The sequence below is a fragment of the Stenotrophomonas sp. MH181796 genome, assembly GCF_009659995.1.
Lineage (GTDB): Bacteria > Pseudomonadota > Gammaproteobacteria > Xanthomonadales > Xanthomonadaceae > Stenotrophomonas > Stenotrophomonas riyadhensis.
Window position 1 is genome coordinate 514,110 of record NZ_RAHU01000002.1, and the last position, 25,624, is coordinate 539,733.

At 66.9% G+C, this 25,624-nt stretch carries 29 protein-coding genes; 5 read left to right on the plus strand and 24 right to left on the minus strand.

What is annotated here, in order from left to right; all coding sequences use genetic code 11:
- Positions 1 to 200: 200 nt before the first annotated feature.
- The 9 genes from ubiB to rlmE form a co-directional block, all read right to left on the minus strand.
- A complete protein-coding gene (ubiB, locus tag D5301_RS06280; RefSeq protein ID WP_153855255.1) occupies positions 201 to 1,883 on the minus strand; it encodes a 2-polyprenylphenol 6-hydroxylase in 1,683 nt (560 codons plus the stop codon).
- A 34-nt stretch (positions 1,884 to 1,917) separates the two neighbouring features.
- Positions 1,918 to 2,412 carry a nicotinamide-nucleotide amidohydrolase family protein gene (locus D5301_RS06285; protein WP_010484249.1) on the minus strand — a complete coding sequence of 165 codons (495 nt, stop codon included), beginning with the start codon at positions 2,410 to 2,412 and terminating at the stop codon, positions 1,918 to 1,920.
- Positions 2,413 to 2,534: 122 nt separating this feature from the next.
- Positions 2,535 to 3,845, minus strand: a complete 1,311-nt coding sequence (hflX, locus tag D5301_RS06290; RefSeq protein WP_032128411.1) for a ribosome rescue GTPase HflX — start codon at positions 3,843 to 3,845, stop codon at positions 2,535 to 2,537.
- A gap of 14 nt (positions 3,846 to 3,859) precedes the next feature.
- A complete protein-coding gene (gene hfq / locus D5301_RS06295) occupies positions 3,860 to 4,135 on the minus strand; it encodes an RNA chaperone Hfq (protein WP_004152891.1) in 276 nt (91 codons plus the stop codon).
- 96 nt (positions 4,136 to 4,231) lie between these two features.
- Positions 4,232 to 5,185, minus strand: a complete 954-nt coding sequence (gene miaA / locus D5301_RS06300) for a tRNA (adenosine(37)-N6)-dimethylallyltransferase MiaA (protein WP_153855156.1) — start codon at positions 5,183 to 5,185, stop codon at positions 4,232 to 4,234.
- A complete protein-coding gene (gene folP, locus D5301_RS06305) occupies positions 5,185 to 6,081 on the minus strand; it encodes a dihydropteroate synthase (protein WP_153855157.1) in 897 nt (298 codons plus the stop codon). Before folP ends, miaA begins: the two co-directional genes overlap by 1 nt.
- A 633-nt stretch (positions 6,082 to 6,714) precedes the next feature.
- A complete protein-coding gene (locus D5301_RS06310) occupies positions 6,715 to 6,900 on the minus strand; it encodes a hypothetical protein (protein ID WP_110711848.1) in 186 nt (61 codons plus the stop codon).
- Between the two features lie 102 nt (positions 6,901 to 7,002).
- The gene (gene ftsH / locus D5301_RS06315) at positions 7,003 to 8,937 is read right to left on the minus strand and encodes an ATP-dependent zinc metalloprotease FtsH (protein WP_194936608.1); all 1,935 of its coding nucleotides are present in this window, start codon (positions 8,935 to 8,937) and stop codon (positions 7,003 to 7,005) included.
- Between the two features lie 69 nt (positions 8,938 to 9,006).
- On the minus strand, positions 9,007 to 9,639 hold the full coding sequence (gene rlmE, locus D5301_RS06320; RefSeq protein ID WP_005409014.1) for a 23S rRNA (uridine(2552)-2'-O)-methyltransferase RlmE: 633 nt from the start codon (positions 9,637 to 9,639) through the stop codon (positions 9,007 to 9,009).
- Between the two features lie 65 nt (positions 9,640 to 9,704).
- On the opposite strand from rlmE, the gene yhbY reads away from it, so the two are divergent.
- Both yhbY and D5301_RS06330 read left to right on the plus strand, forming a co-directional pair.
- Positions 9,705 to 10,010: a ribosome assembly RNA-binding protein YhbY gene (gene yhbY / locus D5301_RS06325; RefSeq protein WP_004152868.1), complete on the plus strand. Its 306-nt coding sequence runs from the start codon at positions 9,705 to 9,707 to the stop codon at positions 10,008 to 10,010.
- A 13-nt stretch (positions 10,011 to 10,023) separates the two neighbouring features.
- Positions 10,024 to 10,398: an Mth938-like domain-containing protein gene (locus D5301_RS06330; protein WP_153855159.1), complete on the plus strand. Its 375-nt coding sequence runs from the start codon at positions 10,024 to 10,026 to the stop codon at positions 10,396 to 10,398.
- A 27-nt stretch (positions 10,399 to 10,425) separates the two neighbouring features.
- Here D5301_RS06330 and D5301_RS06335 read toward each other — a convergent pair whose 3' ends face one another.
- The 5 genes from D5301_RS06335 to surE all read right to left on the minus strand — a co-directional run bounded on the left by D5301_RS06335 (position 10,426) and on the right by surE (position 13,957).
- Positions 10,426 to 10,914 carry a hypothetical protein gene (locus tag D5301_RS06335; RefSeq protein WP_153855160.1) on the minus strand — a complete coding sequence of 163 codons (489 nt, stop codon included), beginning with the start codon at positions 10,912 to 10,914 and terminating at the stop codon, positions 10,426 to 10,428.
- A gap of 174 nt (positions 10,915 to 11,088) precedes the next feature.
- Positions 11,089 to 11,874, minus strand: a complete 786-nt coding sequence (locus tag D5301_RS06340) for a peptidoglycan DD-metalloendopeptidase family protein (RefSeq protein WP_110711846.1) — start codon at positions 11,872 to 11,874, stop codon at positions 11,089 to 11,091.
- The gene (locus tag D5301_RS06345; protein WP_049400381.1) at positions 11,871 to 12,485 is read right to left on the minus strand and encodes a DedA family protein; all 615 of its coding nucleotides are present in this window, start codon (positions 12,483 to 12,485) and stop codon (positions 11,871 to 11,873) included. Before D5301_RS06345 ends, D5301_RS06340 begins: the two co-directional genes overlap by 4 nt.
- A gap of 18 nt (positions 12,486 to 12,503) precedes the next feature.
- Positions 12,504 to 13,181 carry a protein-L-isoaspartate(D-aspartate) O-methyltransferase gene (locus tag D5301_RS06350; RefSeq protein ID WP_110711845.1) on the minus strand — a complete coding sequence of 226 codons (678 nt, stop codon included), beginning with the start codon at positions 13,179 to 13,181 and terminating at the stop codon, positions 12,504 to 12,506.
- Complete coding sequence (surE, locus tag D5301_RS06355) at positions 13,178 to 13,957, minus strand: 5'/3'-nucleotidase SurE (protein WP_075674796.1); 780 nt, start codon at positions 13,955 to 13,957, stop codon at positions 13,178 to 13,180. The genes D5301_RS06350 and surE overlap by 4 nt, the downstream gene beginning before the upstream one ends.
- A gap of 209 nt (positions 13,958 to 14,166) precedes the next feature.
- On the opposite strand from surE, the gene D5301_RS06360 reads away from it, so the two are divergent.
- Positions 14,167 to 14,706 carry a Smr/MutS family protein gene (locus D5301_RS06360; RefSeq protein WP_049462714.1) on the plus strand — a complete coding sequence of 180 codons (540 nt, stop codon included), beginning with the start codon at positions 14,167 to 14,169 and terminating at the stop codon, positions 14,704 to 14,706.
- A 69-nt stretch (positions 14,707 to 14,775) separates the two neighbouring features.
- Here D5301_RS06360 and truD read toward each other — a convergent pair whose 3' ends face one another.
- The 10 genes from truD to D5301_RS06410 form a co-directional block, all read right to left on the minus strand.
- A complete protein-coding gene (truD, locus tag D5301_RS06365; protein WP_153855161.1) occupies positions 14,776 to 15,807 on the minus strand; it encodes a tRNA pseudouridine(13) synthase TruD in 1,032 nt (343 codons plus the stop codon).
- Positions 15,804 to 16,301 (minus strand): 2-C-methyl-D-erythritol 2,4-cyclodiphosphate synthase, encoded by a 498-nt coding sequence (ispF, locus tag D5301_RS06370; RefSeq protein WP_005409005.1) that lies wholly within the window; start codon positions 16,299 to 16,301, stop codon positions 15,804 to 15,806. The genes truD and ispF overlap by 4 nt, the downstream gene beginning before the upstream one ends.
- A 34-nt stretch (positions 16,302 to 16,335) precedes the next feature.
- A complete protein-coding gene (gene ispD / locus D5301_RS06375) occupies positions 16,336 to 17,034 on the minus strand; it encodes a 2-C-methyl-D-erythritol 4-phosphate cytidylyltransferase (protein ID WP_119007642.1) in 699 nt (232 codons plus the stop codon).
- Positions 17,031 to 17,384, minus strand: coding sequence for a cell division protein FtsB (gene ftsB, locus D5301_RS06380; protein ID WP_153855162.1), 354 nt, complete (start codon positions 17,382 to 17,384; stop codon positions 17,031 to 17,033). Before ftsB ends, ispD begins: the two co-directional genes overlap by 4 nt.
- 4 nt (positions 17,385 to 17,388) lie before the next feature.
- Positions 17,389 to 18,681, minus strand: coding sequence for a phosphopyruvate hydratase (gene eno / locus D5301_RS06385; RefSeq protein ID WP_153855163.1), 1,293 nt, complete (start codon positions 18,679 to 18,681; stop codon positions 17,389 to 17,391).
- A gap of 96 nt (positions 18,682 to 18,777) precedes the next feature.
- Positions 18,778 to 19,107, minus strand: coding sequence for a hypothetical protein (locus D5301_RS06390; RefSeq protein ID WP_110711841.1), 330 nt, complete (start codon positions 19,105 to 19,107; stop codon positions 18,778 to 18,780).
- Positions 19,107 to 19,454, minus strand: coding sequence for a hypothetical protein (locus tag D5301_RS06395; RefSeq protein ID WP_324187280.1), 348 nt, complete (start codon positions 19,452 to 19,454; stop codon positions 19,107 to 19,109). Before D5301_RS06395 ends, D5301_RS06390 begins: the two co-directional genes overlap by 1 nt.
- Positions 19,451 to 20,281, minus strand: coding sequence for a 3-deoxy-8-phosphooctulonate synthase (gene kdsA, locus D5301_RS06400; RefSeq protein WP_110711839.1), 831 nt, complete (start codon positions 20,279 to 20,281; stop codon positions 19,451 to 19,453). Before kdsA ends, D5301_RS06395 begins: the two co-directional genes overlap by 4 nt.
- 89 nt (positions 20,282 to 20,370) lie before the next feature.
- The gene (locus D5301_RS06405) at positions 20,371 to 22,035 is read right to left on the minus strand and encodes a CTP synthase (RefSeq protein WP_032130113.1); all 1,665 of its coding nucleotides are present in this window, start codon (positions 22,033 to 22,035) and stop codon (positions 20,371 to 20,373) included.
- A 400-nt stretch (positions 22,036 to 22,435) separates the two neighbouring features.
- Entirely contained in the window at positions 22,436 to 22,669 is a 234-nt protein-coding gene (locus D5301_RS06410; RefSeq protein WP_014036734.1) for a hypothetical protein, read from the minus strand.
- 172 nt (positions 22,670 to 22,841) lie between these two features.
- On the opposite strand from D5301_RS06410, the gene parE reads away from it, so the two are divergent.
- Positions 22,842 to 24,731, plus strand: coding sequence for a DNA topoisomerase IV subunit B (gene parE / locus D5301_RS06415; RefSeq protein ID WP_110711838.1), 1,890 nt, complete (start codon positions 22,842 to 22,844; stop codon positions 24,729 to 24,731).
- A gap of 215 nt (positions 24,732 to 24,946) precedes the next feature.
- A complete protein-coding gene (locus D5301_RS06420) occupies positions 24,947 to 25,525 on the plus strand; it encodes a GNAT family protein (RefSeq protein WP_153855164.1) in 579 nt (192 codons plus the stop codon).
- The last annotated feature ends 99 nt before the right edge of the window (positions 25,526 to 25,624 follow it).

Here is a 25,624-nt window from a genome sequence, read left to right on the forward strand (position 1 = left end):
TAGTATTACTACTAACGAGCGGGACTGCAAGTGCCGGGGGCGACACGGCGGCATCTGTGGTGCCGAGCCGTGCTCGGTAATCGCGCGAACGGCTGGGCTGACCTGGGCAAGAGCAGCCGAGCATGGCTCGGCTCTACAGGAATCGCTGCGCGATTCTGCGGTTCCTGTGGAACCGCGACAGGCGCACTTCGTGCACCTGCCTACGTGTGTTTGCCGCTTCTCCAGATCGAAAACAGGATCCAGACGCCGCAGAAGCCGGCGCCGATGAAGCCGCATACGCCCAGCGCCAGCAGCCAGCGACTGGAGACGCCACCTACACTGTGCATCACGATGGATGAGCCGATGATCAGGGCAGCAGTGACGATGCCCATCACCAGCCGGTTCGCCGCACGGTTGACCTGCTCGCCGAAGCCCTGCAGCGCCGTGGTTTCCACCTTCAGCTGCAGGCGCCCACGGCGGGCGGCCTGGACCAGCTTGCGCAGGTCGCGTGGCAGTTCACCGGCGAAGTCGACCAGACCCAGCAGGCTGCGCCGGCCGCGCTTGAGCAGGGCCTTGGGCGCATAGCGCTGCAGCACCACCCGTTCCAGGAACGGGCGCGCGTCACTGGCCATGTCGAAATCCGGGTCCAGCTGCCGCCCCATGCCTTCCAGGGTCAGGAACGCCTTGATCATCAGCGCCAGGTCGGCCGGCAGGGTCAGGCTGTAGCTGCGCAGCAGCTGGGTGATGTCGCCCAGCATCAGACCGATGCGCAGGTCCTTCAGCGGCACGCCACGGTACTGGTCGACGAACTGGCTGATGTCGTGCTGCAGCCGGTTCTCGTCCACTTCCACGCCGCCGGCCCAGTCCAGCAGCACGTCGGCCACACCCTGCGGGTCCTGCTCGACCAGCCCGTGCAGCAGCTGCGCGACCTGGAAGCGCCGCACTTCCGACAAGGCACCGACCATGCCGAAATCGATCACACCGATCCGGCCGTCACGCAGGTAGATGATGTTGCCGGGGTGCGGGTCGGCATGGAAGCTGCCGTCCTCCAGCACCATCTTCAGCACGATGTCGGCTCCACGCCGCGCCAGTTCGCGCCGGTCCAGCCCGGCCGCATCGACGCCGGCCAGGTCACGCCCGGGAATGCCGTCGACGAAGTCCTGCACGTTGAGGCTTTCGCAGGTCCACTGCCAGTGCACGTCGGGAATCAGGATGTCGTCGCGGCCTTTGAAGTTGCGCGCGATGCGCTCGGCATTGCGGCATTCGGCGGCGAAATCCAGCTCGCGACGCAGCGACACGGTGAACTGCTGCACCACCTCGGCCGGGCGATAGCGGCGCAGGTCCGGCAGGCGCGCCTCGACGATCTCCGCCAGGCGGGCCAGCAGCCGCAGGTCGGCCTCGACCACATCGCGGATGCCGGGGCGACGCACCTTCAGCACCACCTCGCGACCGTCATGCAGGCGCGCGCGGTGGGCCTGCGCCAACGAGGCGGCGGCCATTGGGGTTTCATCGAGGAAGGCGAACACTTCTGAAGGCGATGCGCCAAGGTCGGCCTCAAGCTGCTCGCGGATATCCGCGTACGGCAGCGCCGGCACTGCGTTCTGCAGTTCAGAGAGCTCGGCGATCCATTCCGGCGGCAGCAGGTCGACGCGCGTCGCCAGTACCTGGCCGAGCTTGACGAAGGTCGGGCCGAGATCCTGCATCGCGCTGCGCACGCGCACCGGCGCGGTCATCCGCAGCAGTTCCTGCCGCTCCTCGTTCCAGTGCAGCAGGCGCCCTGCCCGCTCCAGCGTGCTGGCCAGGCCGATGCGCCGCACCACGTCGCCGAAGCCATAGCGGATCAGGACGACGGCGATTTCCTGCAGTCGGCCCAGGTCACGGACCGTGCCCAGCGTTTCCCACATCATGCGTGCTCCGGACGATTACCGGAGCAGCATGTCACAGCTGGGCGTCGATACCGCGCAATGCCGCCGCCACGGTTTGCCGGCGGATGGCTTCGCGGTCGCCGTCGAACTGGAACAGCTCGGCACGGGCGTAGCCGCCGCGGCGCTTCCAGCCGATCCAGACGCTGCCGACAGGCTTGTCCGGGCTGCCGCCACCAGGACCGGCGATGCCGGTCACCGCCACGGCGATACCGGCGCCGGAATTGACCAGCGCACCGGACACCATTTCCAGCACGGTTTCGCGGCTGACCGCGCCGAACTGCTCCAGCGTCTGCGCACGCACGCCCAGCAGGCGCTGCTTGGCCTCGTAGCTGTAGACCACCATGCCGCAGTCGAAGAACGCCGAGGAACCGGCGATATCGGTCATGCACTTGGCGATCCAGCCACCACTGCAGCTTTCAGCGGTCACCAGCTGCAGCGAAGCCTGCTGCAGGCGCTGCCCGAGCGCGGCGGACTGGGCGTTGAGTTCAGCGTCGGTGGGAATGGACATCGGCATGACGGTGGGGTGAAGAACCTGCACGTTGTACCGCAGATGACAGCGGGATGTCGCGCCCCTCCGGCACGGTTGCGCTGCCGGCCAGCGGCCGGCACTACCGGGCATGGGCCGCTACCTCACCACTCCGGCAGTTTCTCCGGCAGCAGCGCCCGGATCGGCGCGCCGTCGGCACTGGCAGCCAGTTTTTCGGCTTCGGCAATCGGCAGGTCGACCTGCAGCAGCCAGCCGTCTTCGTCGGCCTGCTCGCTGCGGATCACTTCCAGCTGGTGCAGGCGCGCACGCAGGCGGCCGGCATCCGGCGGCAGGCGCAGTTCGCCGGTGACATGCTGCAGGCCCAGGCGCTTGCCCAGCACTGCCTGCAGCAGCTCAAGGCCCTGCCCGTCACGCGCGGAAATCCACACCCGCTCCCGGCGCGACTCATCCGGGATACCGTCCTGGCCATCGTGGCGGACGTCGGCACCTTCGATGCGGTCGATCTTGTTGAACACCAGCAGCTGCGGCAGGTCACCGGCACCGACCGCGGTCAGCACCTCGTCCACCTGGGCGATGCGCTCCTCGCGGTGCGGATCGGCGGCGTCGACCACATGCAGCAGGAAATCGGCCTCGCGCGCCTCGGACAGGGTCGAGCGGAACGCAGCGACCAGGTCATGCGGCAGATCGCGGACGAAGCCGACGGTGTCGGCCAGCACCACGTTGCCACCGGGCACCGCAATGCGGCGCACGGTCGGATCCAGCGTTGCGAACAGCTGGTCGGCGGCGTAGGCCTCAGCGCCGGTCATGGCGTTGAACAGGGTCGATTTGCCAGCGTTGGTGTAGCCCACCAGGGCGACACGCGGCAGCTCGCTGCGCACGCGCGCACGGCGCATCTGGGTGCGCTGCACCTCGACCTTTTCCAGCCGCTTCTGCAGCTGCTCGACCCGCTTCTGCAGCAGGCGGCGGTCGGTTTCCAGCTGGGTTTCACCCGGGCCGCGCAGGCCGATCGAACCGCCGCGCTGGCGCTCCAGGTGGGTCCAGCCGCGCACCAGCCGCGTGGCCAGGTGACGCAGCTGCGCCAGCTCGACCTGCAGCTTGCCTTCGTGGCTGTGCGCACGCTGGGCGAAGATGTCCAGGATCAGGCCGGTTCGGTCGATCACCCGGCGCTCGAGGAAGCGTTCCAGGTTGCGCTCCTGGCCCGGGCTCAACGCATGGTTGACCAGGATCAGATCGGCACCGCTGGCGTCGGCCGCGGCCTTGATCTCGTCCAGCTTGCCGCTGCCGATCAGGGTCGACGGATTCGGACGATCCAGGCGCGCGGTGATCGTCGCGGCGATGCTGGCCCCAGCCGAGCGGGCCAGATCACCGAATTCTTCCAGCACATCGTCTTCCAGCTTGCCGAAATGGGGCTGGATCAACAGGGCGTGTTCACCCTTTTTCGAGCGGTCAAACATTCACCGCTCCGGTATTACTCGTCTGCCTCATCACCTGCCTGACCACCTTCACCCGACTGCACGTAACCGCCACCCGGACCGACCTTCACGTTGCGTGCCGGAACGACCGTGGAAATGGCGTGCTTGTAGACCATCTGACTGACCGTGTTGCGCAGCAGGACCACGAACTGGTCGAACGACTCGATCGTGCCCTGCAGCTTGATGCCGTTCACCAGGTACACCGAAACCGGCACGCGTTCGCGCCGCAGTGCGTTCAAGAAAGGATCCTGCAGCGATTGCCCCTTGGACATTGCACACTCCTGATTATTGTTCTTATTGGGTTGCCGACGGTTGCCACGGCCCCCGAGCCGCCCGCCGACCGATGATGTTACACGGCTGGCGGGGGTTCAGCGTGCGACGAAGGTCGACACCGCGCCGGCAAGGCGCTCGTGGTCGATATGGGGGTCGAACCAGCGCGCATCAAGCTCGCCGCGCAGCCAGGTCAGCTGGCGCTTGGCCAGCTGGCGGGTTGCGAAGATGGCCTTGTCACGGAAGCGGGCAGCATCGCCCTCCCCGTCCAGGTACTCCCAGGCCTGGCGATAGCCGACCGCGCGCACTGCCGGCAGGTCCAGCGGCGCCTCCACGGCAGCCATTTCCGGCATCGCGCGCAACGCCCGCACCTCGTCGAGGAAGCCCTGCGCCAGCATGGCGTCGAAGCGTGCCTCGATGCGCTGGTGCAGCACCGCGCGGTCACGCGGCGCCAGGATCAGCTTGAGGGTGCGCACCGGCAACGGCGCCACGCCCGGCCGGCGCTGCCATTCAGTGATGGGGGTGCCGGTCAGGCGATAGACCTCCAGCGCCCGCTGGATGCGCTGCGGGTCGGTAGCATGGATGCGTGCGGCCGCCGCCGGATCGACCTGGGCCAGCTCTGCGTGCAGTGCCGCCCAGCCACGCTCGGCCGCCTCGGCGCTGAGTGCTTCGCGCGTCGCCGGATCGGCCTCCGGCATCGGCGACAGGCCCTGCAACAGGGCGCGGAAGTACAGGCCAGTGCCACCGGCCAGGATCGGCATCTTGCCGCGTGCCACGATGCCGGCCACGACCCGGCCAGCATCGGCGGCGAATTCGGCTGCCGAGTAGGTCTGCCAGGGATCGCGCAGGTCCAGCAGATGGTGCGGCGCCTGCGCACGCTCTGCCGCATCCGGCTTGGCCGAACCGATATCCAGGTGCCGGTACACCAGCGCCGAATCGACGCTGACGATCTCGCCATCCAGCTGCTTCGCCAGGGCGATCGCGGTGGCGGTCTTGCCACTGGCGGTCGGCCCCATGACGGCGATCGCCAGCGGCCGCCGGTCGATGCCCATCAGTCTTCGTCCGGCCAGCGGATCGTCGGCGTGGCGTCGGCGCGTGGCGTCGGCACCGCCTCGACCGCCTGCCAGATCTTCAGCGCATCCACAGTGGCGGCTACGTCATGCACGCGCACGATGCGCGCACCACGCTGCACCGCAATCAGGTGCGCGGCCACCGACGCGGCCACGCGTTCGGACGGCGTGTCGCGGCCGGTCAGTTCCCCCAGGCTGCGCTTGCGCGACAAGCCGGCCAGCATCGGCACGCCCAGTTCCAGGAAGCGCTCGGAGCGCGCCAGCAGGGTCATGTTGTGGGCGGTGGTCTTGCCGAAGCCGAAACCGAGATCGACCAGCAGGTTCTTCTTCGCAATGCCGGCCATTTCTGCAGCGAACAGGCGCTGCACCAGGAAACCGTGCACCTCGGCGACCACGTCATCGTAGTGTGGGTCAGCCTGCATGTGGCCCGGCTCGCCCTGCATGTGCATCAGCACCACCGGCACGCCGGTTGCAGCGGCGGCGTCCAGCGCCCCGTCCTGGCGCAGGCCGAAGATGTCATTGATCATGCCCGCGCCGGCGGCCACGGCCGCACGCATCACCTCCGGCTTGAAGGTATCGATACTGATCGGAACCTGCGTACGGGCGGCCAGCTGCTCGATCACCGGAAGCACCCGGCGCAGCTCTTCCTCGACCGATACCGGCGCGGCGCCCGGGCGGGTGGATTCGCCGCCGATATCGAGCAGGTCCGCGCCCTCCTCGACCAGCTTCAGGCCATGTGCGACCGCGGCCTCGGTGGTGTCGTGCGCGCCGCCATCGGAGAACGAATCCGGGGTGACGTTGACGATGCCCATGACCCGGGCACGGTCGAGGCGCAGGATGCGGCCGGCGCAATCGAGCTGGGGCGAGGTATCGAACATGGGCAATCCTGCAGGGACAACGGCGGGTAGTTTAGTTCGGCAGGGCGGCGCCCTGCACCCGCAGAGGCCAGAGCGACAACAACAGCCGGAGCAGCAGCAGGTTTGCTGAGGAATGGCGGGGTGGGTCCGGTTGCGGGAGACGCTGCAAGTACGTCCATGTAAGCTCGGTCGCCGCATCCATGCGGCTCACGCCCCCGCAACCGGACCCACCCCGCCTTCGACAGTTGCTCGCGAGCTGCCGGAGTGACTCTTGGGGTCAGATCCGTTTTCCTACGGAAAACGGATCTGACCCCATTCTTGTACATCGATATCTGACAGATGTGTCGACCAAGGTCGACACCTACCAACAGCTCCCGGAATCTGTCAGAGGTGGGGCGGTGTCGGATGGCGGGGTGTCAGCCGCATGGGCCCGAGGCATGCCTCGGGCGGGTTGGGCAGGACGCCCAACCCCGGTCTTGCCGTGTGCGCAGGAATGCGCACGCGAGCAAGCGGCTGCCAAGCCCCCATGGATGGGTTCACGGCGTCCCCGCCATCCGACACCGCCCCGCCAAACCACGGAATGCCGCTGTTGCTGTTGCTGTTGCTCTGGCTTGACGGCTTCGGCAGGTGCAGGGCGCAGCCCTGCCGATACCCTCAACGGCGGCGGCGCTTGCGGTCCACGTACAGGGTCCTGGCGATGCTCAGCACGATGCCGACACCGATACCCACCACGCAGCCCAGCAGCAGATTGTCGGCCCCCAGGCCCACACCCACGCCGACCACGGTGGCGATGACCATTTCGGCGTTGTGGGAAATCGGTTCGGGCTTCGGGGCGGACATGCGGGCTCCAGCGTCAGATCAGTTCTTCGGGATGGGCCAGTAGCCCGGAAACGACGAAGCCGGGTTGCCCCGGCCTCGTCTGGTGTCACGTGCAGCGGGCCGTCAGTGCGATTCGGCCGGGCCTGCGATCGGCGGCAGCGGACGGGCGTCGCCGCCCTTGTCGTTGCCACCATCCTTGTTCGACTTGTTCCAGCCGGCCGGCGGCGGCGGATCGCGGCCTTCCATGATGGCGTCGATCTGCGGCGCGTCGATGGTCTCGTACTGCAGCAGCAGCTGGGACATCGCGTGCAGCTTGTCCAGGTTGGCCGTCATCAGCTCGATGGTGCGTGCGTAAGCCTCGTCGAGGATGTTGCGCACTTCCTCGTCGATGCGGCGCGCGGTGTCGTTGGACACGCTCTTGTGCTGGGTGACCGAACGGCCCAGGAACACCTCGTCGTCCTCTTCACCATAGGCGATCGGGCCGAGCTGGTCGGACAGGCCCCACTTGGTGACCATGTTGCGGGCCATCTTGGTGGCGCGTTCGATGTCGTTGGAGGCGCCGGTGGTGACCTTGTCGGCACCGAAGATCAGCTCCTCGGCCACGCGGCCACCGTACAGCGAGCACAGCTGCGACTTGATCGCCACGCGGTTCATCGAGTACTTGTCGCCTTCCGGCAGGTACATGGTCACACCCAGCGCACGGCCGCGCGGAATGATCGTGACCTTGTAGACCGGGTCGTGCTCGGGCACCAGGCGGCCGACGATGGCGTGACCGGCTTCGTGGTAGGCGGTGAGGGTCTTCTCTTCTTCGCTCATGGCCATCGAGCGACGTTCGGCACCCATCAGGATCTTGTCGCGGGCACGGTCGAAGTGGTCCATGCGGACCTCCTTCTCGTTGCCACGCGCGGCGAACAGGGCGGCCTCGTTGCAGAGGTTGGCCAGGTCGGCGCCGGAGAAGCCCGGGGTACCACGCGCGATCACCATCGGCTCGACATCGTCGGCCAGCGGCAGCTTGCGCATGTGGACCTTCAGGATGTGCTCGCGGCCCTTCACGTCCGGCAGGCCGACCACGACCTGACGGTCGAAACGACCCGGGCGCAGCAGCGCCGGATCCAGCACGTCCGGACGGTTGGTCGCAGCGATCACGATCACGCCTTCGCCACCTTCAAAACCGTCCATCTCGACCAGCAGCTGGTTCAGGGTCTGCTCGCGCTCGTCATGACCGCCGCCCAGGCCGGCGCCACGGTGGCGACCGACGGCGTCGATTTCGTCGATGAAGATGATGCAGGGGGCGTGCTTCTTGGCCTGCTCGAACATGTCGCGCACGCGGCTGGCGCCGACGCCGACGAACATTTCCACGAAGTCCGAACCGGAGATCGAGAAGAACGGCACCTTGGCTTCGCCAGCGATGGCCTTGGCCAGCAGCGTCTTGCCGGTACCCGGGGGGCCGACCATCAGCACGCCGCGCGGAATCTTGCCGCCCAGCTTGGTGAACTTGGACGGGTCGCGCAGGAAGTCGACCAGCTCGCCCACTTCTTCCTTGGCCTCGTCGCAGCCGGCGACGTCGGCGAAGGTGACCTTGATCTGGTCTTCGCCCTGCAGCTTGGCGCGCGACTTGCCGAAGGACATCGCGCCCTTGGCACCGCCGCCACCGCCCTGCATCTGGCGCATGATGAACAACCAGAAGCCGATGATCAGGATGACCGGCAGGAAATTCATCAGGATCGCGCCGAGGGAAATGCCGCTGGACGGCTCCTCCTGCACGATTTCCACGTTCTTGGTACGCAGCACGTTGATCAGGTCACGATCGAACGGCGCGGTGATGGTGGACGACTGCCCACCGCGGGTGGTGTAGGTCAGCTGGCTGGTGCCGCCGCGCATGTCGCCACCAAAGGCGACCTTCTGCACGTTGCCGCTGTCCACCTGGTCCAGGAACTGCGAGTACGACGCGCCCTGCGCGCCGGCCCCGGAGGACTTCGGCGAGAAGCTCTGGAAGACCACCATCAGCACGACGGCGACGACCACCCATAGCAGGAGGTTCTTGGTCAAGTCGTTCATCCTCATTGGCTCCGGTGTTCCTCTCAGTGCTGGCGTTGCGTTGGGGTCGAACTTGCGTACGTTGCGAGCTTACTTCATGTGGGCGCGTTTTCCCTGACCCAAGGCATACACCTCGGGAGAGCGCTTGCGCGAGGCTTCCGGCTTGCGGATGGAGACCTTGTCGTACCGGCGGCGCATGTCGCGCACGTAGTCGTCAAAGCCCTCACCCTGGAACAGCTTGATCAGGAACGCCCCACCGGTCTTCAGGTGGTTGTCGGCAAAATCCAGGGCCAGCTCCGCCAGGTGCATCATCCGCGGCTGGTCTACCGCGCCTACACCACTCTTATTGGGGGCCATGTCCGACAGCACAAGGTCTACCGGCTGATCCCCGAGCATGGCTTCAAACTGCGATAGGACGGCTTCTTCCCTGAAGTCACCATGAAGGAACTCCACGCCGGCCAGCGGCGGCATGTCCAGGATATCCAGGGCCAGCACGCGGCCGGTGTCGCCGATCTGTCTCCGAACCTGCTGAGACCATCCACCCGGGGCCGCACCGAGGTCGACCACCACCATGTGCGGCTTCAGCAACCGGTCACGTTCAAGCAGCTCTTCGAGCTTGTAGGCCGCGCGCGAGCGCATGCCTTCGGCCTGGGCCTTCTTCACGAAGGGGTCGGAGAAGTGTTCCTTGAGCCAGCGCTGGCTGCTTTTGCTGCGGGTAGCCATTGAAAATAGGGGCTGATGGGGTCCTCATGATACCCTGATCGCCCCATTCAACCGTGTTTTCCTGCATGTCCATCGCCCTGACCGCTTCCCAGACCCGTTTCCTGCGCGGCCAAGCCCACGACCTGAAGGCCCTGCTGCAGACCGGCGGCAAGGGCGTGACCCCGGCCTTCATCGCTGAGCTGAACGAAGTGCTGGAGCGCCACGAGCTGGTCAAGGTGAAGGTCGCTGCCGAGGATCGCGACGCCCGTGACGTGATGATCGGCGAGATCGTCGAAGCCACCGAGAGCGCACTGGTGCAGCGCATCGGCCACGTCGCCGTGCTGTACCGCCCGAGCAAGGAACAGCGCCAGATCGTGCTGCCGCGCGGCTGATCGCCCTACTGCCATGCAGCTGAACCACGAACCGCCGGATTACGCCTACAGCCTGCGCGCGGCCGACGGCCGTTCGGCCCGGGTCAACGACCAGGTGCTGGGCAGCAGCTTCTTCCTGACCCCGGACCAGCTGGTCACGCAATGGCCGGTGGTGAGCGCCACCGCGCTGCAGGTGGCCGACCTGGAGCCGATCCTGGCGCTGAATCCGGCGCTGATCGTGCTCGGCACGGGTGACCGCCAGGTGTTCCCGCCGGCGGTGGTGATGGCCGCCTGCCTGTCACGCGGCATCGGCCTGGAAGTGATGAACAATCCGGCTGCCGCGCGCACCTTCAACATCCTGGCCGGCGAAGGCCGCAAGGTTGCGGCTGCTTTCATTCTGGAAGGCTGAGTTCGAGGCGTCGGGCGCGCCCCGGCGCTAGCCGCCAGAAGCGGTGCAGCGGAAGGCCGAGAACTGCTTCAGTCGCCCGATCAGGTTGCCGCCCTGCCCCCAGCGGATATCCATGACCTTCCAGTCCGGGCCCTGCCGCTGCAGCAGGACCCGGTCGGTCCAGCGATAGTCGCCCACCGCCATTTCGACGGGCACCCAGCTGGCATCGCCGCTCGTCGCGGGCAGCCCCACCTTTACCGCTTCCGGCCGATCCGGCGCCATGAGATACGGGCTCTGGTCCAGCATGTGCGGCTTTTCGTCAGGCGCGGCCAGCGCCGCACAGGTCCGCTCGTAAACGCGCTGCGCATCGATGGCTGAGCGCAGCGCATCGCCCAGCAACGGCGGAATGGTCGCTTCGTCCGGAGCCGGCGCCTGGACGGCCGCGTAAAGAAGGGTGACCACGTCGCGCGGATCGCTGGCTGCGGAGGCCAGCGGAGCGACGATGAGCAACGCGAGAGTGGAAGCAAGACGGAGCATGGGGCGCCGGATCGACTGGGACCGCTCAAGAATGCCGGGTATCCCGTCCGCCGTGAAGGTGAGCCTGCGACACACAAGGTCGCAAATGACCACTCTGCAGTACCCGGGCCGAGCATGGCTCGCCTCTACAGGCCAGGAACGCCGGGCATGGCCCGGCGCTATCGCATCTGACGATCAGCGTGCCGGCAGGTACTGCTGCGGGTCGACCGGCTTGCCGTTGTAGCGAATCTCGAAGTGGACCATGTCGCGGTTCGCACCGGTACGGCCCATTTCGGCGATCTGCTCACCGGCCTTCACACTCTGCCCTTCATTCACCAGGCGCTTGCGGTTGTGGCCATAGGCCGACAGCCACTGGTCGCTGTGCTTGATGATGATCAGCTCGCCGTAGCCGACCAGGCCGGCGCCGGAATACACCACCACGCCATTGGCGGTGGCCTTGACCGCCTGGCCGCTGGTGCCGGCGATGTCGACGCCCTGCTTGGTCGCATCACCAGCCACGTAGCGGCCAACGATGGCGCCATCAGCCGGCCAGCGCCAGGCGATGTTGCTCTTCACCGGGCCGACCGGCGCCGGGGCTGGTGCGGTGCTGCCGGTGCTGCTGCCACCCGAGCGCGGCGGGGTGACCACAGTGGTGGGCGCGCGACCGCCGCTGGCACCGGCCGGATACAGCCGGATCACCTGCCCCGGATAGATCGTCGAGGGGTTGTCCAGGCTGTTCCAGGCGATCAGGTCCGCCGGGGTGATGTCATGGATACGGGCCAGTGCATAGATGGTGTCGCCCTTGCGTACCACCACGGTCTGCCCGGGCTTGGGCACCGAGGACTTCGGCGTGGTCACGCCACCACCAGTGCTGCCACCGCCGGGGCGAACCACGGTAGCGGTGCCACAGGCGGCCAGGGTGGAAACCAGCAACACCAGCGCGCCGACGCGCACTCCCTTGCTCAGACGATCAGGACTCATGCGAACTTCGACCTCCATACAAGCCAGGCGATCAGCACCACCACCAATGCGGTGGCGATCCAGCCCAGCGGTTCAATCCAGCGACGCAGCGCCGCTTCGGCACGCGCACCACCGATACGGATGACCGCGGCCAGCACGAACACGCGCTTGCCGCGACCGATCAGCATGCTCAGCAGGTACTGCGGCATCGGTACGCCGACGATACCCGATGCCCACGTGAAGACCTTCATCGGGATCGGCATGAAGCCGCCCAGCACCAGGAAGGTGAACACCGCCCACGGCGACTCGGCCATCTTCGCCTGCACGGTGGTGATCCCCTGCTCGATGGCCGGAAGCATGCCCAGCGCCTCGAACAGCGGCTTGATCGCCTCGAAGGCGAAATGGCCCAACGCATAGCCGATCAGCGCGCCGGCCATCGAGCCGGCCAGGCTGAGGGTGGCAAACCACCAGCCACGCTTGGGCTGGGCCACGCACATCGGTGCCAGCATCACTTCCGGCATCACCGGAAAGATGATCGCCTCGAAGAAGCTCAGCACCGTCAGGTAGGTTGGCGCGCGCTCGTGCGCGGCCCACTTCATCGCCCGCTCGTACAGCGGCCCGAAAATCTTCATGCAACCCTGCTCCGTGGATTAGTCGAGCATGCCAGACAGCAGCGGTACGAAGGTGACCGGCGCCAGCACGTGTTGTTCGATGCTGCCGTCAGCCTTGCGATCCAGCTGTACCAGCGACTGCGCGCTGGGGCCGCCGACCGGAGCCACCAGGCGACCGCCTTCGGCAAGCTGCTCGATCAGCACATCGACCAGCGCCGGCGCCGCTGCAGTGACCACGATGGCATCGAACGGACCGTGCTCGGCCCAACCAACGCGACCATCGTCATGCTTGGTGCGGATGTTCATGCCCAGCGCGCGGAAGCGCTTGCGCGCCTGCCGCAGCAGATCGCCGATGCGCTCCACGGTGTAGACCTCCAGGCCCAGCGCACCAAGGATGGCGGCCTGGTAGCCGGAGCCGGTGCCCACTTCCAGCACCCGTTTCGGCGCCACCTGGAGAACGGCCTCGGTCATCCGCGCGACCACCCAGGGCTGCGAGATGGTCTGGCCGTGGCCGATCGGCAGCGCGGTGTCTTCATACGCACGCGAGGCCAGTGCCTCGTCGATGAACAGATGGCGCGGCACCACCCGGATCGCGTTCAAGGTGGATTCGTCGGCAATGCCCGCTTCGCGCAGGCGGTCGACCAGACGGTCGCGCACGCGCTGCGAGGTCATGCCGATACCAACGGCTTCCGGCTGCAGGCGCAGGCGCGGACTCATGCCGGCCGGTCCAGCGCGGCGCTGAGGCCGCCCACCCAGCTGGCCACCTTCTCCAGCGCCTGATAGCGGGTCAGGTCGACCTGGATCGGGGTGATCGAGATGTGGCCGGTGCGCACTGCATGGAAATCGGTGCCGGGGCCGGAGTCCTGCTCACGGCCGGCCGGGCCGATCCAGTACACCTCGTTGCCACGCGGATCCTTCTGCGCGATGCAGCCTTCGGCACGGTGACGGTTGCCGAGGCGGGTGACCTCGAAGCCCTTGACCTCGCTCCACGGCAGGTCCGGCACGTTGACGTTGAGGATGGTGTCGGCCGGCAGCGGGTCGGCCTTGAGCCGGGCGACGATCTCGACTGCGGCGCGCGCGGCGGTCTCGAAGTGCTTCGGATCGTGGTTGCGGCTGACCAGCGAAACCGCCACCGCCGGCAGGCCAAGGAAGCGGCCTTCCATCGCCGCCGAAACGGTGCCGGAGTAGATCACGTCATCACCCAGATTGGCGGCATTGTTGATGCCGGACACGACAATGTCAGGCTCGAACTCGAGCAGCCCGGTCAGCGCCAGATGCACGCAGTCGGTCGGGGTACCGGCCACCGAAACGGTGTAATGGTCGATGCGCTTGAGGCGGATCGGCAGGTCCAGGGTCAGAGAGTTGCTGGCACCGGAGCGGTCACGGTCGGGGGCGACCACCGTCACTTCGTGGCCGGCCTCGCGCAGCACCGAGGCAAGCATCCGGATGCCTGCGGCGTCGACGCCATCGTCGTTACTGACCAGGATTCGCATCTTCGATTTAACCGCTTGATTTTCCAAGAATTCGATTCCGTCACCGTGCAGTGTGGGCGGGACCGTCGTACTCCCCTGCGGAAGCCGTCGACCCTGCAAGGGCATCGTCTATTGTGCCGCATGCGAGCCGCCGGTCCTACCCTGTCGGCGGTCATGACCGACATCGAACCGTCATAGGCAGACCTGCGCCGGCGGTTTACCCTGTGCGCATGTCGCACCCTGAAGACGAAGATCCGGCCGCATTGTTCCGTGCGGCGATCGGCGAAGTGACGCCACTGCGCAAGGACGCCGAGCCGGCGCCTGCCGCACCCCGGCCGAAGCCGCGCGCGCGCATGGCCGAACGTGACGAGGCCGAAGCCGCCGGCGAATTCGCCCGGCTGCTGCGCGACAGTACGCCGCTGGAAGCCGGTGACGTAGCCAGCTATCGCCGAGACAATCTGCCACCACGCCTGTTCCAGCGCCTCAAGCGTGGCCAGTACTCGGTGCAGGACGAGCTGGACCTGCACGGCGCCACCGCTGCGCAGGCCGAGACGCTGCTGCGCCAGTTCCTGCTGGAGGCACATGCACACGACTATGGCTGCGTGCGCATCATCCATGGCAAGGGATTGCAGTCCGATGGCGGTGCGCCGGTGCTGAAGAACCTGGTCGATCGCCTGCTGCGGCTGCGCAACGACGTGTTGGCATTTCACTCGGCACCGACCGGACAAGGCGGTACCGGCGCGATGCTGGTGCTGCTGGCGCGCAGATGAAAAAGGGGACGGAGGGAATTAAGTCGTTTGTGGCACAAACGACTTAATTCCCTCCGTCCCCTTTTCCTGTCAGGCCTGAGAGGCGTCTTCGACCGGGCCGAGCTCGTGCAGCACGGCGGTGGCGTAGCAGCCCGGCGGCAGTGCGAACGACAGTTCCAGCACGTCGTCGGCCAGCCACTGGTGCTGCAGCAGCGCCGGACGCAGGCGCAGCGCGCGGCGCTCCTGCTTCAGGCGCGCGTATTCCAGGCCGGCCCGCAGCGCCTTCGATTCCTCGTCGTCCAGCGCGGCCAGTTCCAGCTCGCGCGCCGCATCGGTGCTGCGCAGCTCGCCTTCGCCCCACAGCGGCGCGCTGGGATGGATGTCGAAACGCGCCAGTCGCTCGGCCAACACGTCGGTGTACGGCTCGGGTCCGAACACGCTGCGGCTGCCATCGAGCATCCACACTTCGCCATCGAGAGGCTGATCCCAGCTGCCCTGCTCCACGCGCGCGGCCAGCACGCGGTTGAACAGCGCCGATCGGGCGGCAGACAGCAGCAGCGAACGCTGGTCCTTGCGCATGCGACGGCCGCCGAACATCGCCAGTGCGGCCGGTACGTTGCCACCGTCGCGGCCGAAACGCTGCTCACCGAACCAGTTCGGCAGGCCGCGCGCGGCAATCTGCTGCAGGCGCTCGCTGATCGCGGTGGCATCCCCCTGCACCTCACGCAGCACCAGCTTGAAGCGGTTGCCGGCCAGTGCGCCGCGCTGCAGCTTGCGGTTGTGCCAGGTCGCTTCGAGCACTTCGATCTCGTCACTGGCCAACCCGGCCAGGTCCGGCGCGATGCGCTTGGGCAGGTGCACGCTGAAACGCTGAGTGGTGACCGCGTGGCGGTCTTTCATCCCGGCGTAGCTCACCGCCATTTCCGGCAGGCCCGCCCACGTGGCCAGCAGCTTGGCCACATGCACGGTGTTGGCGCCGCGCTTGCGGATGTGCAGCAGCAGGTGCTCGCCTTCACCGGTGGCCTCGAAGGCCGGCAGTTCATCCACCTGGAAATCGTCCGGCGTGGTGCGGATGCGCGCCGTCAACAACGGCGCACCAAACGCCAACGGCAACGGAATCATGCCGCCACCAGCAGCACAACGGCCTGCGCGGCGATGCCTTCACCACGGCCGGTGAAGCCCAGCTTCTCCGAGGTGGTGGCCTTGACGCTGACCGCGTCCAGCGGCAACTGCAGCAGCCCGCCGATGCGCTCGCGCATGGCCAGCGCATGCGGGCCGACCTTCGGTCGCTCGCAGATCACGGTGATGTCGGTGTTGCCGACGCGCCAGCCGCGCTCACGCAGCAGACTGTCACAGTGGCGCACGAAATCACTGCTGTCGGCGCCCTTCCAGCGGTCGTCACTGGGCGGGAAATGCTGGCCGATGTCACCCAGCGCCAGCGCGCCGAGCATGGCATCACACAGGGCGTGGAGGATCACGTCGCCATCGCTGTGCGCGAGCACGCCGCAGCTGTGCGGCACGTTCACGCCGCCAAGCATGATGTGGTCGCCTTCACCGAAGGCATGGACGTCGTAGCCCTGGCCGATGCGGACGGGCGGGAACGGTGCGGTGCTCATGGATGCAACCCTTGCTACAGGGCCGCGCGGCTAATCAGCCGGCGCGGCGGGAAAGTACGAATTCGAACCGGTCCAGATCGGCCGGGGTGGTGACCTTGAAGTTGTCCTCGCTGCCTTCCACCAGCAGCGGGCGCTGGCCCTGGCGCTCCATGGCCATGGCCTCATCGGTGACTTCAATACCGGCGGCGGCGGCTTCGGACAGCGCGCGGCTGAGCTGGTGGCGGCGAAACAGCTGCGGTGTCAGTGCACGCCACAGGCGCTCGCGCGGCTCGGTGCCATCGATGCCACCGTCGTCGCCGGCGCGCTTGAGGGTGTCGCGCACCGGTGCGGCCAGGATCGCCCCGACCGGATCGGCACGGCCGACTTCAAGCAGGCGGCCAAGATCGGCCAGGGACAGGTTGGGCCGCGCGGCATCGTGGACCAGCACGAATTCATCGGCGCGCACCGAGTCCGGCAGCGCCTGCAGCCCAGCCAGCACCGAGGCGGCACGGGTCGCGCCGCCGATGCAGGTCAGTACCGGTTTGCCGGCCCATTCACTCCAGCCTGGCCAGTCGGCATCGTCCGGACCGATCACTACCATCGCCCCGGCCACGGCCGGATGCGCCAGCAATGCGTCCAGGGTGTGGGCGAGCAGGATCTGCCCGCCCGCCTGCAGGTACTGCTTGGGCAGCGGCGCGCCGAAGCGGGCGCCACGGCCCGCGGCTGGAACCACCACCCAGATCGCCGCGCTCATGGCACGTCCGCCGGGTGTTCGCCGGCCTGGACATTGACGCCTGCTGCGGGTTGCGCCGGGCGAACCGGCGCATCCTCGACCACGCGGTAGAACTTCTCGCCGGGCTTGATCATGCCCAGCTCGCTGCGCGCGCGCTCCTCGATGGCGGACTGGCCTTCCTTGAGGTCCTTCACTTCGGCAGCCAGCGCGTCGTTGCGCTGCTGCAGACCCTCATTGTCGCGCTCCTGGTTGGCGACCTGGGCTTCGAGCATCATCACTTCGCCCGAGTTGCCCGGACCGAACCAGAAGCGGTACTGCAGCCAGCCCAGCAACAGGGCCAGCACCAGCAGCATCCAGCGCCAGTCGCGCATCGGCTCAGCGCTTCAGCGAAACGAACGCGTCACGACCGGCGTAACGCGCGCCGGCACCGAGGGCTTCCTCGATACGCAGCAGCTGGTTGTACTTGGCCACGCGATCGCTGCGGCACAGCGAGCCGGTCTTGATCTGGGTGGCGGTGGTGGCCACCGCGATGTCGGCGATGGTGGTGTCTTCGGTTTCGCCCGAACGGTGCGAGACCACGGCGGCGTAGCCGGCACGGTCGGCCATGGCGATCGCTTCCAGGGTTTCGCTCAGGGTACCGATCTGGTTGACCTTGATCAGGATCGCGTTGGCGGTGCCCGAGTCGATGCCTTCCTGGAAGATCTTCGGGTTGGTCACGAACAGGTCGTCGCCGACCAGCTGCACCTTCTTGCCGATGCGGTCGGTCAGCAGCTTCCAGCCGGCCCAGTCGTTCTCGGCCAGGCCATCTTCAATCGTGATGATCGGATACTGCGCGGCCCAGTCGGCGAGGAAGTCGACGAACTGCTCGGAGGTCAGGCGCTTGTTCTCGCCGACCAGGTTGTATTTGCCGTTCTCGAAGAACTCGCTGGAGGCGACGTCCAGGCCCAGCAGCACGTCTTCACCGGCGGTGTAGCCAGCCTTGCCGATCGCTTCGAGGATGGTGTCCAGCGCTTCGACGTTGCTGCGGAAGTCCGGCGCGAAGCCGCCTTCGTCACCGACCGCCGTGCTCAGGCCGTGGCCCTTCAGCACCGACTTCAGCGAATGGAAGATTTCGGTACCGGCACGCAGCGCTTCGGAGAACGAGGTGAAGCCGACCGGCAGCACCATGAACTCCTGGAAGTCGACGTTGTTGTCGGCGTGCGCACCACCGTTGATGATGTTCATCATCGGCACCGGCAGCGACGGGGTCACGCCGGTCTTGGCGGCCAGGTACTGCCACAGCGCCTGCTTGTGCGATGCGGCGGCGGCGTGCGCGGCGGCCATCGAAACACCCAGCAGCGCGTTGGCGCCCAGGCGGCCCTTGTTCTCGGTGCCGTCGAGGTCGATCAGGCGACGGTCGAGGCCGGCCTGGTCGGTGGCTTCAAAACCCTTCAACGCATTGGCGATGGTGGTGTTGACGTTGTCGACAGCCTTGCGCACGCCCTTGCCCAGGTAACGGGTCTTGTCGCCATCACGCAGCTCGACCGCTTCCTTGGTGCCGGTCGAGGCGCCGGAGGGAACCGCGGCACGACCGAACGAACCGTCCTCCAGGATGACTTCGGCTTCCAGCGTGGGGTTGCCACGGCTGTCGAGGATTTCACGGGCGTGGATGCTGCGGATCGTACTCATGGTCGGGCCGGTTACCTGTCTGGAGAGGGGGCGACAAAACGAATGCCGCGTGATTATCCCCGGCTGCCCGCCACTTGCCAAATGGCGTGGGCGGCTTCAGCCCCAGCTGGACCCGATCACGATCAGGACCATCGACACCAGCATCACCAGCAATGCACCGGCAACCGCTGCCAGGATGGGGCCACGCCGCCGTCGCCAGGCCAGCACCATCGCCACCGGGCTGCCCAGGAAGGACAGCACCATCGTGACCAGCGCGCCCAGCAGCCACCACTGCGTTTCCTGCACGCCGTTGTTTCCGTCCCCCGGCGGCCGGAAACCGGACGTGAAGGCCAGCACGCCCACCACCAGGGCGATCCAGGTCAACACGGACAGCCCCAGCGCGATCAGGCCCCAGGGCCAGCCACGCGCCGACGTGGTCGTATTCATCAAAGCAATCCGTAGAACAGGGCACCCAGCCACAGCGAGAGCAGGATGATCGCCAGGCCAGCCGTCACCTTGCCGCGGTTCAGCCGCCAGGCCAGCACCGCGGCAGCGACGCAGCCCAGCGCACCGAGCAGCTCCGCGACCAGCAGCGCAATGAAGTACGCGCGCAGATCGAGCGCGCTGCTGCCATCACCCGGGGGGCGCACCGACGCGGCACCGATCAGCACCAGGCCAAACATGCCCACGGTGAACAGCACGGCCAGGCCCAGTGCGATCAGGCCCCAGGGCCACTGTTTCCAGTTCTGGCGGTGACGCTGGGCTTCCAGCGCCAGCCACGGGTCACGACTCACGCGAAGCGCGAGAAGCCGTGCTTCTTGGTCACCGCATCGAGTTCCATCAGGGTCTCGAGCAGTGCTTCCATCTGGTCCAGCGGCCACGCATTGGGGCCATCGGACAGGGCCTTGGACGGGTCCGGATGGGTCTCGGCGAACAGGCCGGAGATGCCCACCGCCACGGCGGCACGAGCCAGCACCGGCACGTGCTCACGCTGGCCACCGGAACTGGTGCCCTGCCCGCCCGGCAGCTGCACCGAATGGGTGGCATCGAACACCACCGGGCAACCGGTATCGCGCATCACCGCCAGCGAGCGCATGTCGCTGACCAGGTTGTTGTAGCCGAAGCTGGCACCGCGTTCGCAGACCATGATCTGATCGTTGCCGGTGGCCTTGGCCTTCTCCACGACCGGCTTCATGTCCCACGGCGCCAGGAACTGGCCCTTCTTGATGTTGACCGGCTTGCCGGCCGAGCACACCTTGCGGATGAAGTCGGTCTGGCGGACCAGGAACGCCGGGGTCTGCAGCACATCCACCACCGAGGCCACTTCGTCCATCGGGGTGTATTCGTGGACGTCGGTCAGCACCGGCACGCCGATCTGCTTCTTGACCTCGGCCAGGACCTTCAGGCCCTCTTCCATGCCCGGGCCACGGAATGCGGTGCCCGAGGTGCGGTTGGCCTTGTCGAAGCTGGACTTGAAGATGAAGTTGACGCCGAGCTTGTCGGTGACTTCCTTCAACTTGCCGGCGGTATCGAGCTGCAGCTGCATCGACTCGATCACGCAGGGGCCGGCGATCAGGAACAGGGGCTGGTCCAGCCCGACCTCGAATCCACACAGTTTCATGGCGTTTCCTTGTTGTCCGCGGCACCGGCCGGGCCGGTGCGCTGGGGGTTGAAGCGTGCAAGATGGGGGCCAGCGGCCCCCATCACAAGTCAGGCGCGGGCTTCCTGCAGCAGCTTGCCGCCGGCCTTGCGCTCGCGCGCGGCACGGATGAAACCGATGAACAGCGGGTGGCCATCACGCGGCGTGGACAGGAATTCCGGGTGCGCCTGGCAGGCCAGGAACCACGGGTGCGCATCGCGCGGCAGCTCCACCACTTCCACCAGGGTGTCGTCCATCGACTTGCCGGCGATCACCAGGCCCGCATCTTCCAGCTGGGTGCGGTAGCGGTTGTTGAACTCGTAGCGGTGGCGGTGGCGCTCGGCAACCACGTCCTTGCCGTACAGCTCGCGGGCCAGCGTGCCCGGCTTCAGGCGCTGCTCCTGCAGGCCCAGACGCATGGTGCCACCGAGGTCGCTCTTGTCATCACGCTTTTCGACGTCGCCGGTTGCCGTGCGCCACTCAGTGATCAGGCCGATCACCGGGTTCGGCGACTGGCGGTCGTTCTCGGTGCTGTTGGCACCCTCCAGGCCGACCACGTTGCGGGCGTAATCGACGACGGCCGCCTGCATGCCGTAGCAGATGCCGAAGTACGGCACGTGCTGCTCGCGGGCGAACTTCGAGGTCAGCACCTTGCCCTCGAAACCACGGTCACCGAAGCCACCCGGCACCAGGATGCCGTCGACATCGGCCAGTGCGGCCATGTCGGTGCCTTCCAGGTCCTGTGCTTCCAGCCACTTCAGGTTGACCTTGGTGCGCTGGCGCAGGCCGCCGTGCTTCAGTGCTTCGCCGACCGACTTGTAGGCGTCCTGGTGGTCGACGTACTTGCCGACCACGGCGATGGTCACTTCGTCCAGCGGATGCAGGGTCGCGTCGACCGCGTCTTCCCACATCGACAGATCGACCGGACCGACCTTGTCGGCCAGCTTCAGCTGGTTGACCACGATCTCATCCAGGCCCTGCGCATGCAGGCCCGACGGAATGCGGTACAGCACATCCACGTCCGGCACGCTGATCACCGCGCGCTCGGAAACGTTGGTGAACTGGGCGATCTTGCGGCGCTCCGAATCCGGCACGGCCTGTTCCGAACGGCACAGCAGCACGTCCGGCTGGATGCCGATCGAGCGCAGCTCCTTCACCGAATGCTGGGTCGGCTTGGTCTTCAGCTCACCGGCGGCGCCGATGTACGGCACCAGGGTGAGGTGCATGAACAGCGCCTTCTCCGGGCCACGCTCGGTGCGCACCTGGCGGATCGCTTCCAGGAACGGCAGCGACTCGATGTCGCCGACGGTACCGCCGATCTCGACCAGCGCCACGTCGTAGCCTTCGGTGGCTTCGTCGATGCAGCGGCGGATCTCGTCGGTGATGTGCGGAATGACCTGCACGGTCGCGCCCAGGTAGTCGCCGCGGCGCTCCTTGCGGATCACGTTCTCGTAGATGCGGCCGGTGGTGACCGAGTTCTTGCGGCTCAGGCGGGTACGCACGAAGCGCTCGTAGTGGCCCAGGTCGAGGTCGGTCTCGGCGCCGTCGTCGGTGACGTAGACCTCACCGTGCTGGAACGGGCTCATGGTGCCCGGGTCGACGTTGATGTACGGGTCGAGCTTCATCATCGTGACCTTCAGGCCACGGGCTTCGAGAATGGCGGCCAGTGACGCAGCGGCAATGCCTTTGCCGAGCGAGGACACCACGCCGCCGGTTACGAAAATCAAGGGAGTCATGGCTGCAAGCATCCTGTCTGGAAATGGAAAACGGCAGCACCACGCGCACCCGGAGGGCAGGCATGGTGCTCGGAGGGGGTTTTCCGGTTCGCTGGGACAGCGAGGGAGGTGCGGATCCGCGCAGCGGCAGGCGCCGGACGGGGACCATCGTGCGAGGTCGGGGTGGCCGTGCCGGTCAATTCGACCGTCACCTGCGACCCGCCATGCTGGAAGCCACGCTTGGCCGCTCCAGCCCATTCGCAAATGGTGGACACGCACTTACTCCCGGAAAGCCATAGTTTACAGATTGATGGCCGCCAACCCAAGGGGCAGACGCCACGTTCCCAAAAAGAAACGCCCCGCTGAGCGGGGCGTTCCGGAGCGCAACCCTTGTCGCAAGGGCGCCTGGCAGGGGACGGGATCAGCGCTTCTTGCGCGCTTCTTCCTCTTCTTCCTTCTGCGGGGCCGGCTGGCCCTGCGCCTTCATTTCGGCATTGGCCTGCGCGCGGCGCTTGGCCTTGGCATCGGCTTCGGCCTGCGCCTTGTCGGCCTGGTCACCCTGCTGCGGGGCCGGCTGGCCGGCGTTCTGCGCCACCACCAGCGGCACTGCAACGGCGGCAGCGGCCAGGATCGCAATGGTCAGCAACTTCTTCATGAGGTCCTCCTCGCGGTATGGCTTGGACGTTTCGACCCAACGGGGGTCGCCGGCGTTCAGATTCCAGCGACTGCCATTTTACCCCCTCTGCGTCGCCGAGACTGAACCGCAGGCGTGCAAAATCCCGTGCCAGACCCCACACTTGCCCGTCGCTCCAAGCTTTCGAAGACAGATGAACGCCCGTTATAACGCCGCCGATATTGAAGTCCTGTCCGGCCTTGACCCGGTCAAGCGCCGTCCCGGCATGTATACCGACACCGCGCGCCCGAACCACCTGGCGCAGGAAGTGATCGACAACTCGGTGGACGAGGCCCTCGCCGGCCATGCGCGCTCGATCGAGATCACCCTGTACAAGGACGGCAGCGTGGAGGTCAGCGATGACGGCCGCGGCATGCCGGTGGACATCCACCCGGAAGAGAAGATCCCGGGTGTCGAGCTGATCCTCACCCGCCTGCATGCGGGCGGCAAGTTCAGCAACAACAACTACACCTTCTCCGGCGGCCTGCACGGCGTCGGCGTCAGCGTGGTCAATGCGCTGTCGACCCTGGTCGAGGTGCACATCAAGCGCGAAGGTGCCGAGCACCGCATCACCTTCCGCAACGGCGACCGCGCCACCCCGCTGGAAGTGGTCGGCAGCGTCGGCAAGAAGAACACCGGTACCCGCGTGCGCTTCTGGCCGGACCCGAAGTACTTCGATACGCCCAAGTTCGCGGTGCGCGCGCTCAAGCACCTGCTGCGCGCCAAGGCCGTGCTGTGCCCGGGCCTGACCGTGAAGCTGACCGACGAGGCCACCGGTGAAGTCGATACCTGGTACTACGAAGACGGTCTGCGCGATTACCTGAAGCTGGAGCTGGGCGATCGCGAGATGTTGCCGGCCGAGCTGTTCGTCGGCAACCTGAAGAAAGACACCGAGATCGTGGACTGGGCCGTGGCCTGGCTGCCGGAAGGCGAGCTGGTGCAGGAAAGCTACGTCAACCTGATCCCCACCGCCCAGCATGGCACCCACGTCAACGGCCTGCGCACCGGCCTGACCGAGGCGCTGCGCGAGTTCTGCGACTTCCGCAACCTGCTGCCGCGTGGCGTCAAGCTGGCCCCGGAAGACGTATGGGACCGCGTGTCGTTCGTGCTGTCGCTGAAGATGACCGACCCGCAGTTCAGTGGCCAGACCAAGGAACGCCTGTCCTCGCGCCAGGCCGCCGGCTTCGTTGAAGGCGCCGCCCACGATGCCTTCAGCCTGCTGCTGAACCAGAACGTGGAACTGGGCGAGAAGATCGCGCAGATCGCCATCGAGCGCGCCAGCGCGCGCCTGAAGACCGAAAAGCTGGTCGTCCGCAAGAAGGTGACCCAGGGCCCGGCCCTGCCTGGCAAGCTGGCCGACTGCATCAGCCAGGACCTGTCGCGCACCGAGCTGTTCCTGGTGGAAGGTGATTCGGCAGGTGGCAGCGCCAAGCAGGCACGCGACAAGGATTTCCAGGCGATCATGCCGTTGCGCGGCAAGATCCTGAACACCTGGGAAGTCTCGTCCAACAGCGTGCTGGCCTCGGAAGAAGTGCACAACCTGGCCATCGCCATCGGTTGCGATCCCGGCAAGGACGACATCAGCGGCCTGCGCTACGGCAAGGTCATCATCCTGGCCGACGCGGACTCCGACGGCCTGCACATCGCCACCCTGCTCACCGCACTGTTCCTGAAGCACTTCCCGGCGCTGGTCGATGCCGGCCACGTGTTCGTGGCGATGCCGCCGCTGTTCCGCATCGACGTGGGCAAGCAGGTGTTCTACGCCCTGGACGAGGAAGAGAAGCGCACGATGCTGGACAAGATCGAGCGCGAGAAGATCAAGGGCGCCATCAGCGTCACCCGCTTCAAGGGCCTGGGCGAGATGAATCCGCCGCAGCTGCGTGAATCCACCATCCACCCGGATACCCGTCGCCTGGTGCAGCTGACCGTGGACGATCGCGAGCAGACGAGCTCGCTGATGGACATGCTGCTGGCCAAGAAGCGTGCGTCGGACCGCAAGGGCTGGCTGGAGACCAAGGGCGACCTGGCTTCGCTGGAAGCCTGATCCCTGACCGGGGTCGGATCCGTTTCCCAGCGGGGAACGGCTCTGACCCCAGGCACGCGGCAAGACGGTCGGCAGTGGGGTCAGAGCCCTTTCCTGCGGAAAGGGATACGACCCCGGCCATTCACGGCAGCCGGGCATCGGCTCTACAGGCATTACGACCCCATCGGCAAACCCGGTGGCGCCATAATGCGCGTCCATCCGTGTGGACCACCGTATTGGCCAGCCACTCGCTGCTGTTCCCCGGCCTGCCGCTGCACAGCGCGCGCCTGGTCCTGAGCCCGATCCGCCGTGACGACGCCGCTGCGCTGTTCACGCTGCAATCCAACCCGGACGTGATGCGCTGGTGGAACCACCCGGCCTGGACACGACCGGCCGAAGCCCGCGAACAGATCGACGACGACCTTGCCGCCCACGCCATCGGCACCCAGCTGAAGCTGGCCGTGCGCGAATCGCTGGAGGGTCCGCTGCTGGGCATCTGCGTGGTGTTCGCGATCGATCGAGACGCCTCACGCGCCGAGATCGGCTACCTGCTTGCACCCGATCGTCAGGGCCAGGGCTACATGCACGAGGCCCTGCGACAGATGCTGGCCTACCTGTTCGGCACCCTCCGCCTGCATCGCATCGAGGCCGAGATCGATCCACGCAATGTGCCGTCGGCACGCGTGCTCGACCGCCTCGGCTTCCACCGCGAGGGCGTGCTGCGCCAGCGCTGGCGCATCCAGGGCGAACTGTCGGATTCGGCCGTGTATGGCCTGCTGGCCGACGATGAGGCGGCCACCGTCCTGCCCGCTTGACCCAATCTGGCCAGTGGCAAGCTCAACGCACGGCCATGCCTTTGGACACATACGGCATGGCCCGCCACCGGCCTAGCATCGGAATCCCCTTCCGCTGCC

Excerpts from the sequence above, each read along its gene's own strand:
- hflX (WP_032128411.1), bottom strand. The coding sequence starts at position 3,845 with ATGTTTGACCGCTCGAAAAAGGGTGAACACGCCCTGTTGATCCAGCCC.
- parE (WP_110711838.1), top strand. The coding sequence starts at position 22,842 with ATGAACGCCCGTTATAACGCCGCCGATATTGAAGTCCTGTCCGGCCTT.
- D5301_RS06310 (WP_110711848.1), bottom strand. The coding sequence starts at position 6,900 with ATGTCCGCCCCGAAGCCCGAACCGATTTCCCACAACGCCGAAATGGTC.
- ispF (WP_005409005.1), bottom strand. The coding sequence starts at position 16,301 with ATGAGCACCGCACCGTTCCCGCCCGTCCGCATCGGCCAGGGCTACGAC.
- ftsH (WP_194936608.1), bottom strand. The coding sequence starts at position 8,937 with ATGAACGACTTGACCAAGAACCTCCTGCTATGGGTGGTCGTCGCCGTC.
- yhbY (WP_004152868.1), top strand. The coding sequence starts at position 9,705 with ATGTCCATCGCCCTGACCGCTTCCCAGACCCGTTTCCTGCGCGGCCAA.
- hfq (WP_004152891.1), bottom strand. The coding sequence starts at position 4,135 with ATGTCCAAGGGGCAATCGCTGCAGGATCCTTTCTTGAACGCACTGCGG.
- D5301_RS06285 (WP_010484249.1), bottom strand. The coding sequence starts at position 2,412 with ATGTCCATTCCCACCGACGCTGAACTCAACGCCCAGTCCGCCGCGCTC.
- folP (WP_153855157.1), bottom strand. The coding sequence starts at position 6,081 with ATGTTCGATACCTCGCCCCAGCTCGATTGCGCCGGCCGCATCCTGCGC.
- D5301_RS06350 (WP_110711845.1), bottom strand. The coding sequence starts at position 13,181 with ATGAGTCCGCGCCTGCGCCTGCAGCCGGAAGCCGTTGGTATCGGCATG.
- D5301_RS06405 (WP_032130113.1), bottom strand. The coding sequence starts at position 22,035 with ATGACTCCCTTGATTTTCGTAACCGGCGGCGTGGTGTCCTCGCTCGGC.
- truD (WP_153855161.1), bottom strand. The coding sequence starts at position 15,807 with ATGATTCCGTTGCCGTTGGCGTTTGGTGCGCCGTTGTTGACGGCGCGC.
- ftsB (WP_153855162.1), bottom strand. The coding sequence starts at position 17,384 with ATGCGCGACTGGCGCTGGATGCTGCTGGTGCTGGCCCTGTTGCTGGGC.
- D5301_RS06340 (WP_110711846.1), bottom strand. The coding sequence starts at position 11,874 with ATGAGTCCTGATCGTCTGAGCAAGGGAGTGCGCGTCGGCGCGCTGGTG.
- D5301_RS06330 (WP_153855159.1), top strand. The coding sequence starts at position 10,024 with ATGCAGCTGAACCACGAACCGCCGGATTACGCCTACAGCCTGCGCGCG.
- ubiB (WP_153855255.1), bottom strand. The coding sequence starts at position 1,883 with ATGTGGGAAACGCTGGGCACGGTCCGTGACCTGGGCCGACTGCAGGAA.
- D5301_RS06390 (WP_110711841.1), bottom strand. The coding sequence starts at position 19,107 with ATGAATACGACCACGTCGGCGCGTGGCTGGCCCTGGGGCCTGATCGCG.
- D5301_RS06410 (WP_014036734.1), bottom strand. The coding sequence starts at position 22,669 with ATGAAGAAGTTGCTGACCATTGCGATCCTGGCCGCTGCCGCCGTTGCA.
- D5301_RS06360 (WP_049462714.1), top strand. The coding sequence starts at position 14,167 with ATGTCGCACCCTGAAGACGAAGATCCGGCCGCATTGTTCCGTGCGGCG.
- surE (WP_075674796.1), bottom strand. The coding sequence starts at position 13,957 with ATGCGAATCCTGGTCAGTAACGACGATGGCGTCGACGCCGCAGGCATC.
- eno (WP_153855163.1), bottom strand. The coding sequence starts at position 18,681 with ATGAGTACGATCCGCAGCATCCACGCCCGTGAAATCCTCGACAGCCGT.
- rlmE (WP_005409014.1), bottom strand. The coding sequence starts at position 9,639 with ATGGCTACCCGCAGCAAAAGCAGCCAGCGCTGGCTCAAGGAACACTTC.
- miaA (WP_153855156.1), bottom strand. The coding sequence starts at position 5,185 with ATGGGCATCGACCGGCGGCCGCTGGCGATCGCCGTCATGGGGCCGACC.
- D5301_RS06335 (WP_153855160.1), bottom strand. The coding sequence starts at position 10,914 with ATGCTCCGTCTTGCTTCCACTCTCGCGTTGCTCATCGTCGCTCCGCTG.
- D5301_RS06345 (WP_049400381.1), bottom strand. The coding sequence starts at position 12,485 with ATGAAGATTTTCGGGCCGCTGTACGAGCGGGCGATGAAGTGGGCCGCG.
- kdsA (WP_110711839.1), bottom strand. The coding sequence starts at position 20,281 with ATGAAACTGTGTGGATTCGAGGTCGGGCTGGACCAGCCCCTGTTCCTG.
- ispD (WP_119007642.1), bottom strand. The coding sequence starts at position 17,034 with ATGAGCGCGGCGATCTGGGTGGTGGTTCCAGCCGCGGGCCGTGGCGCC.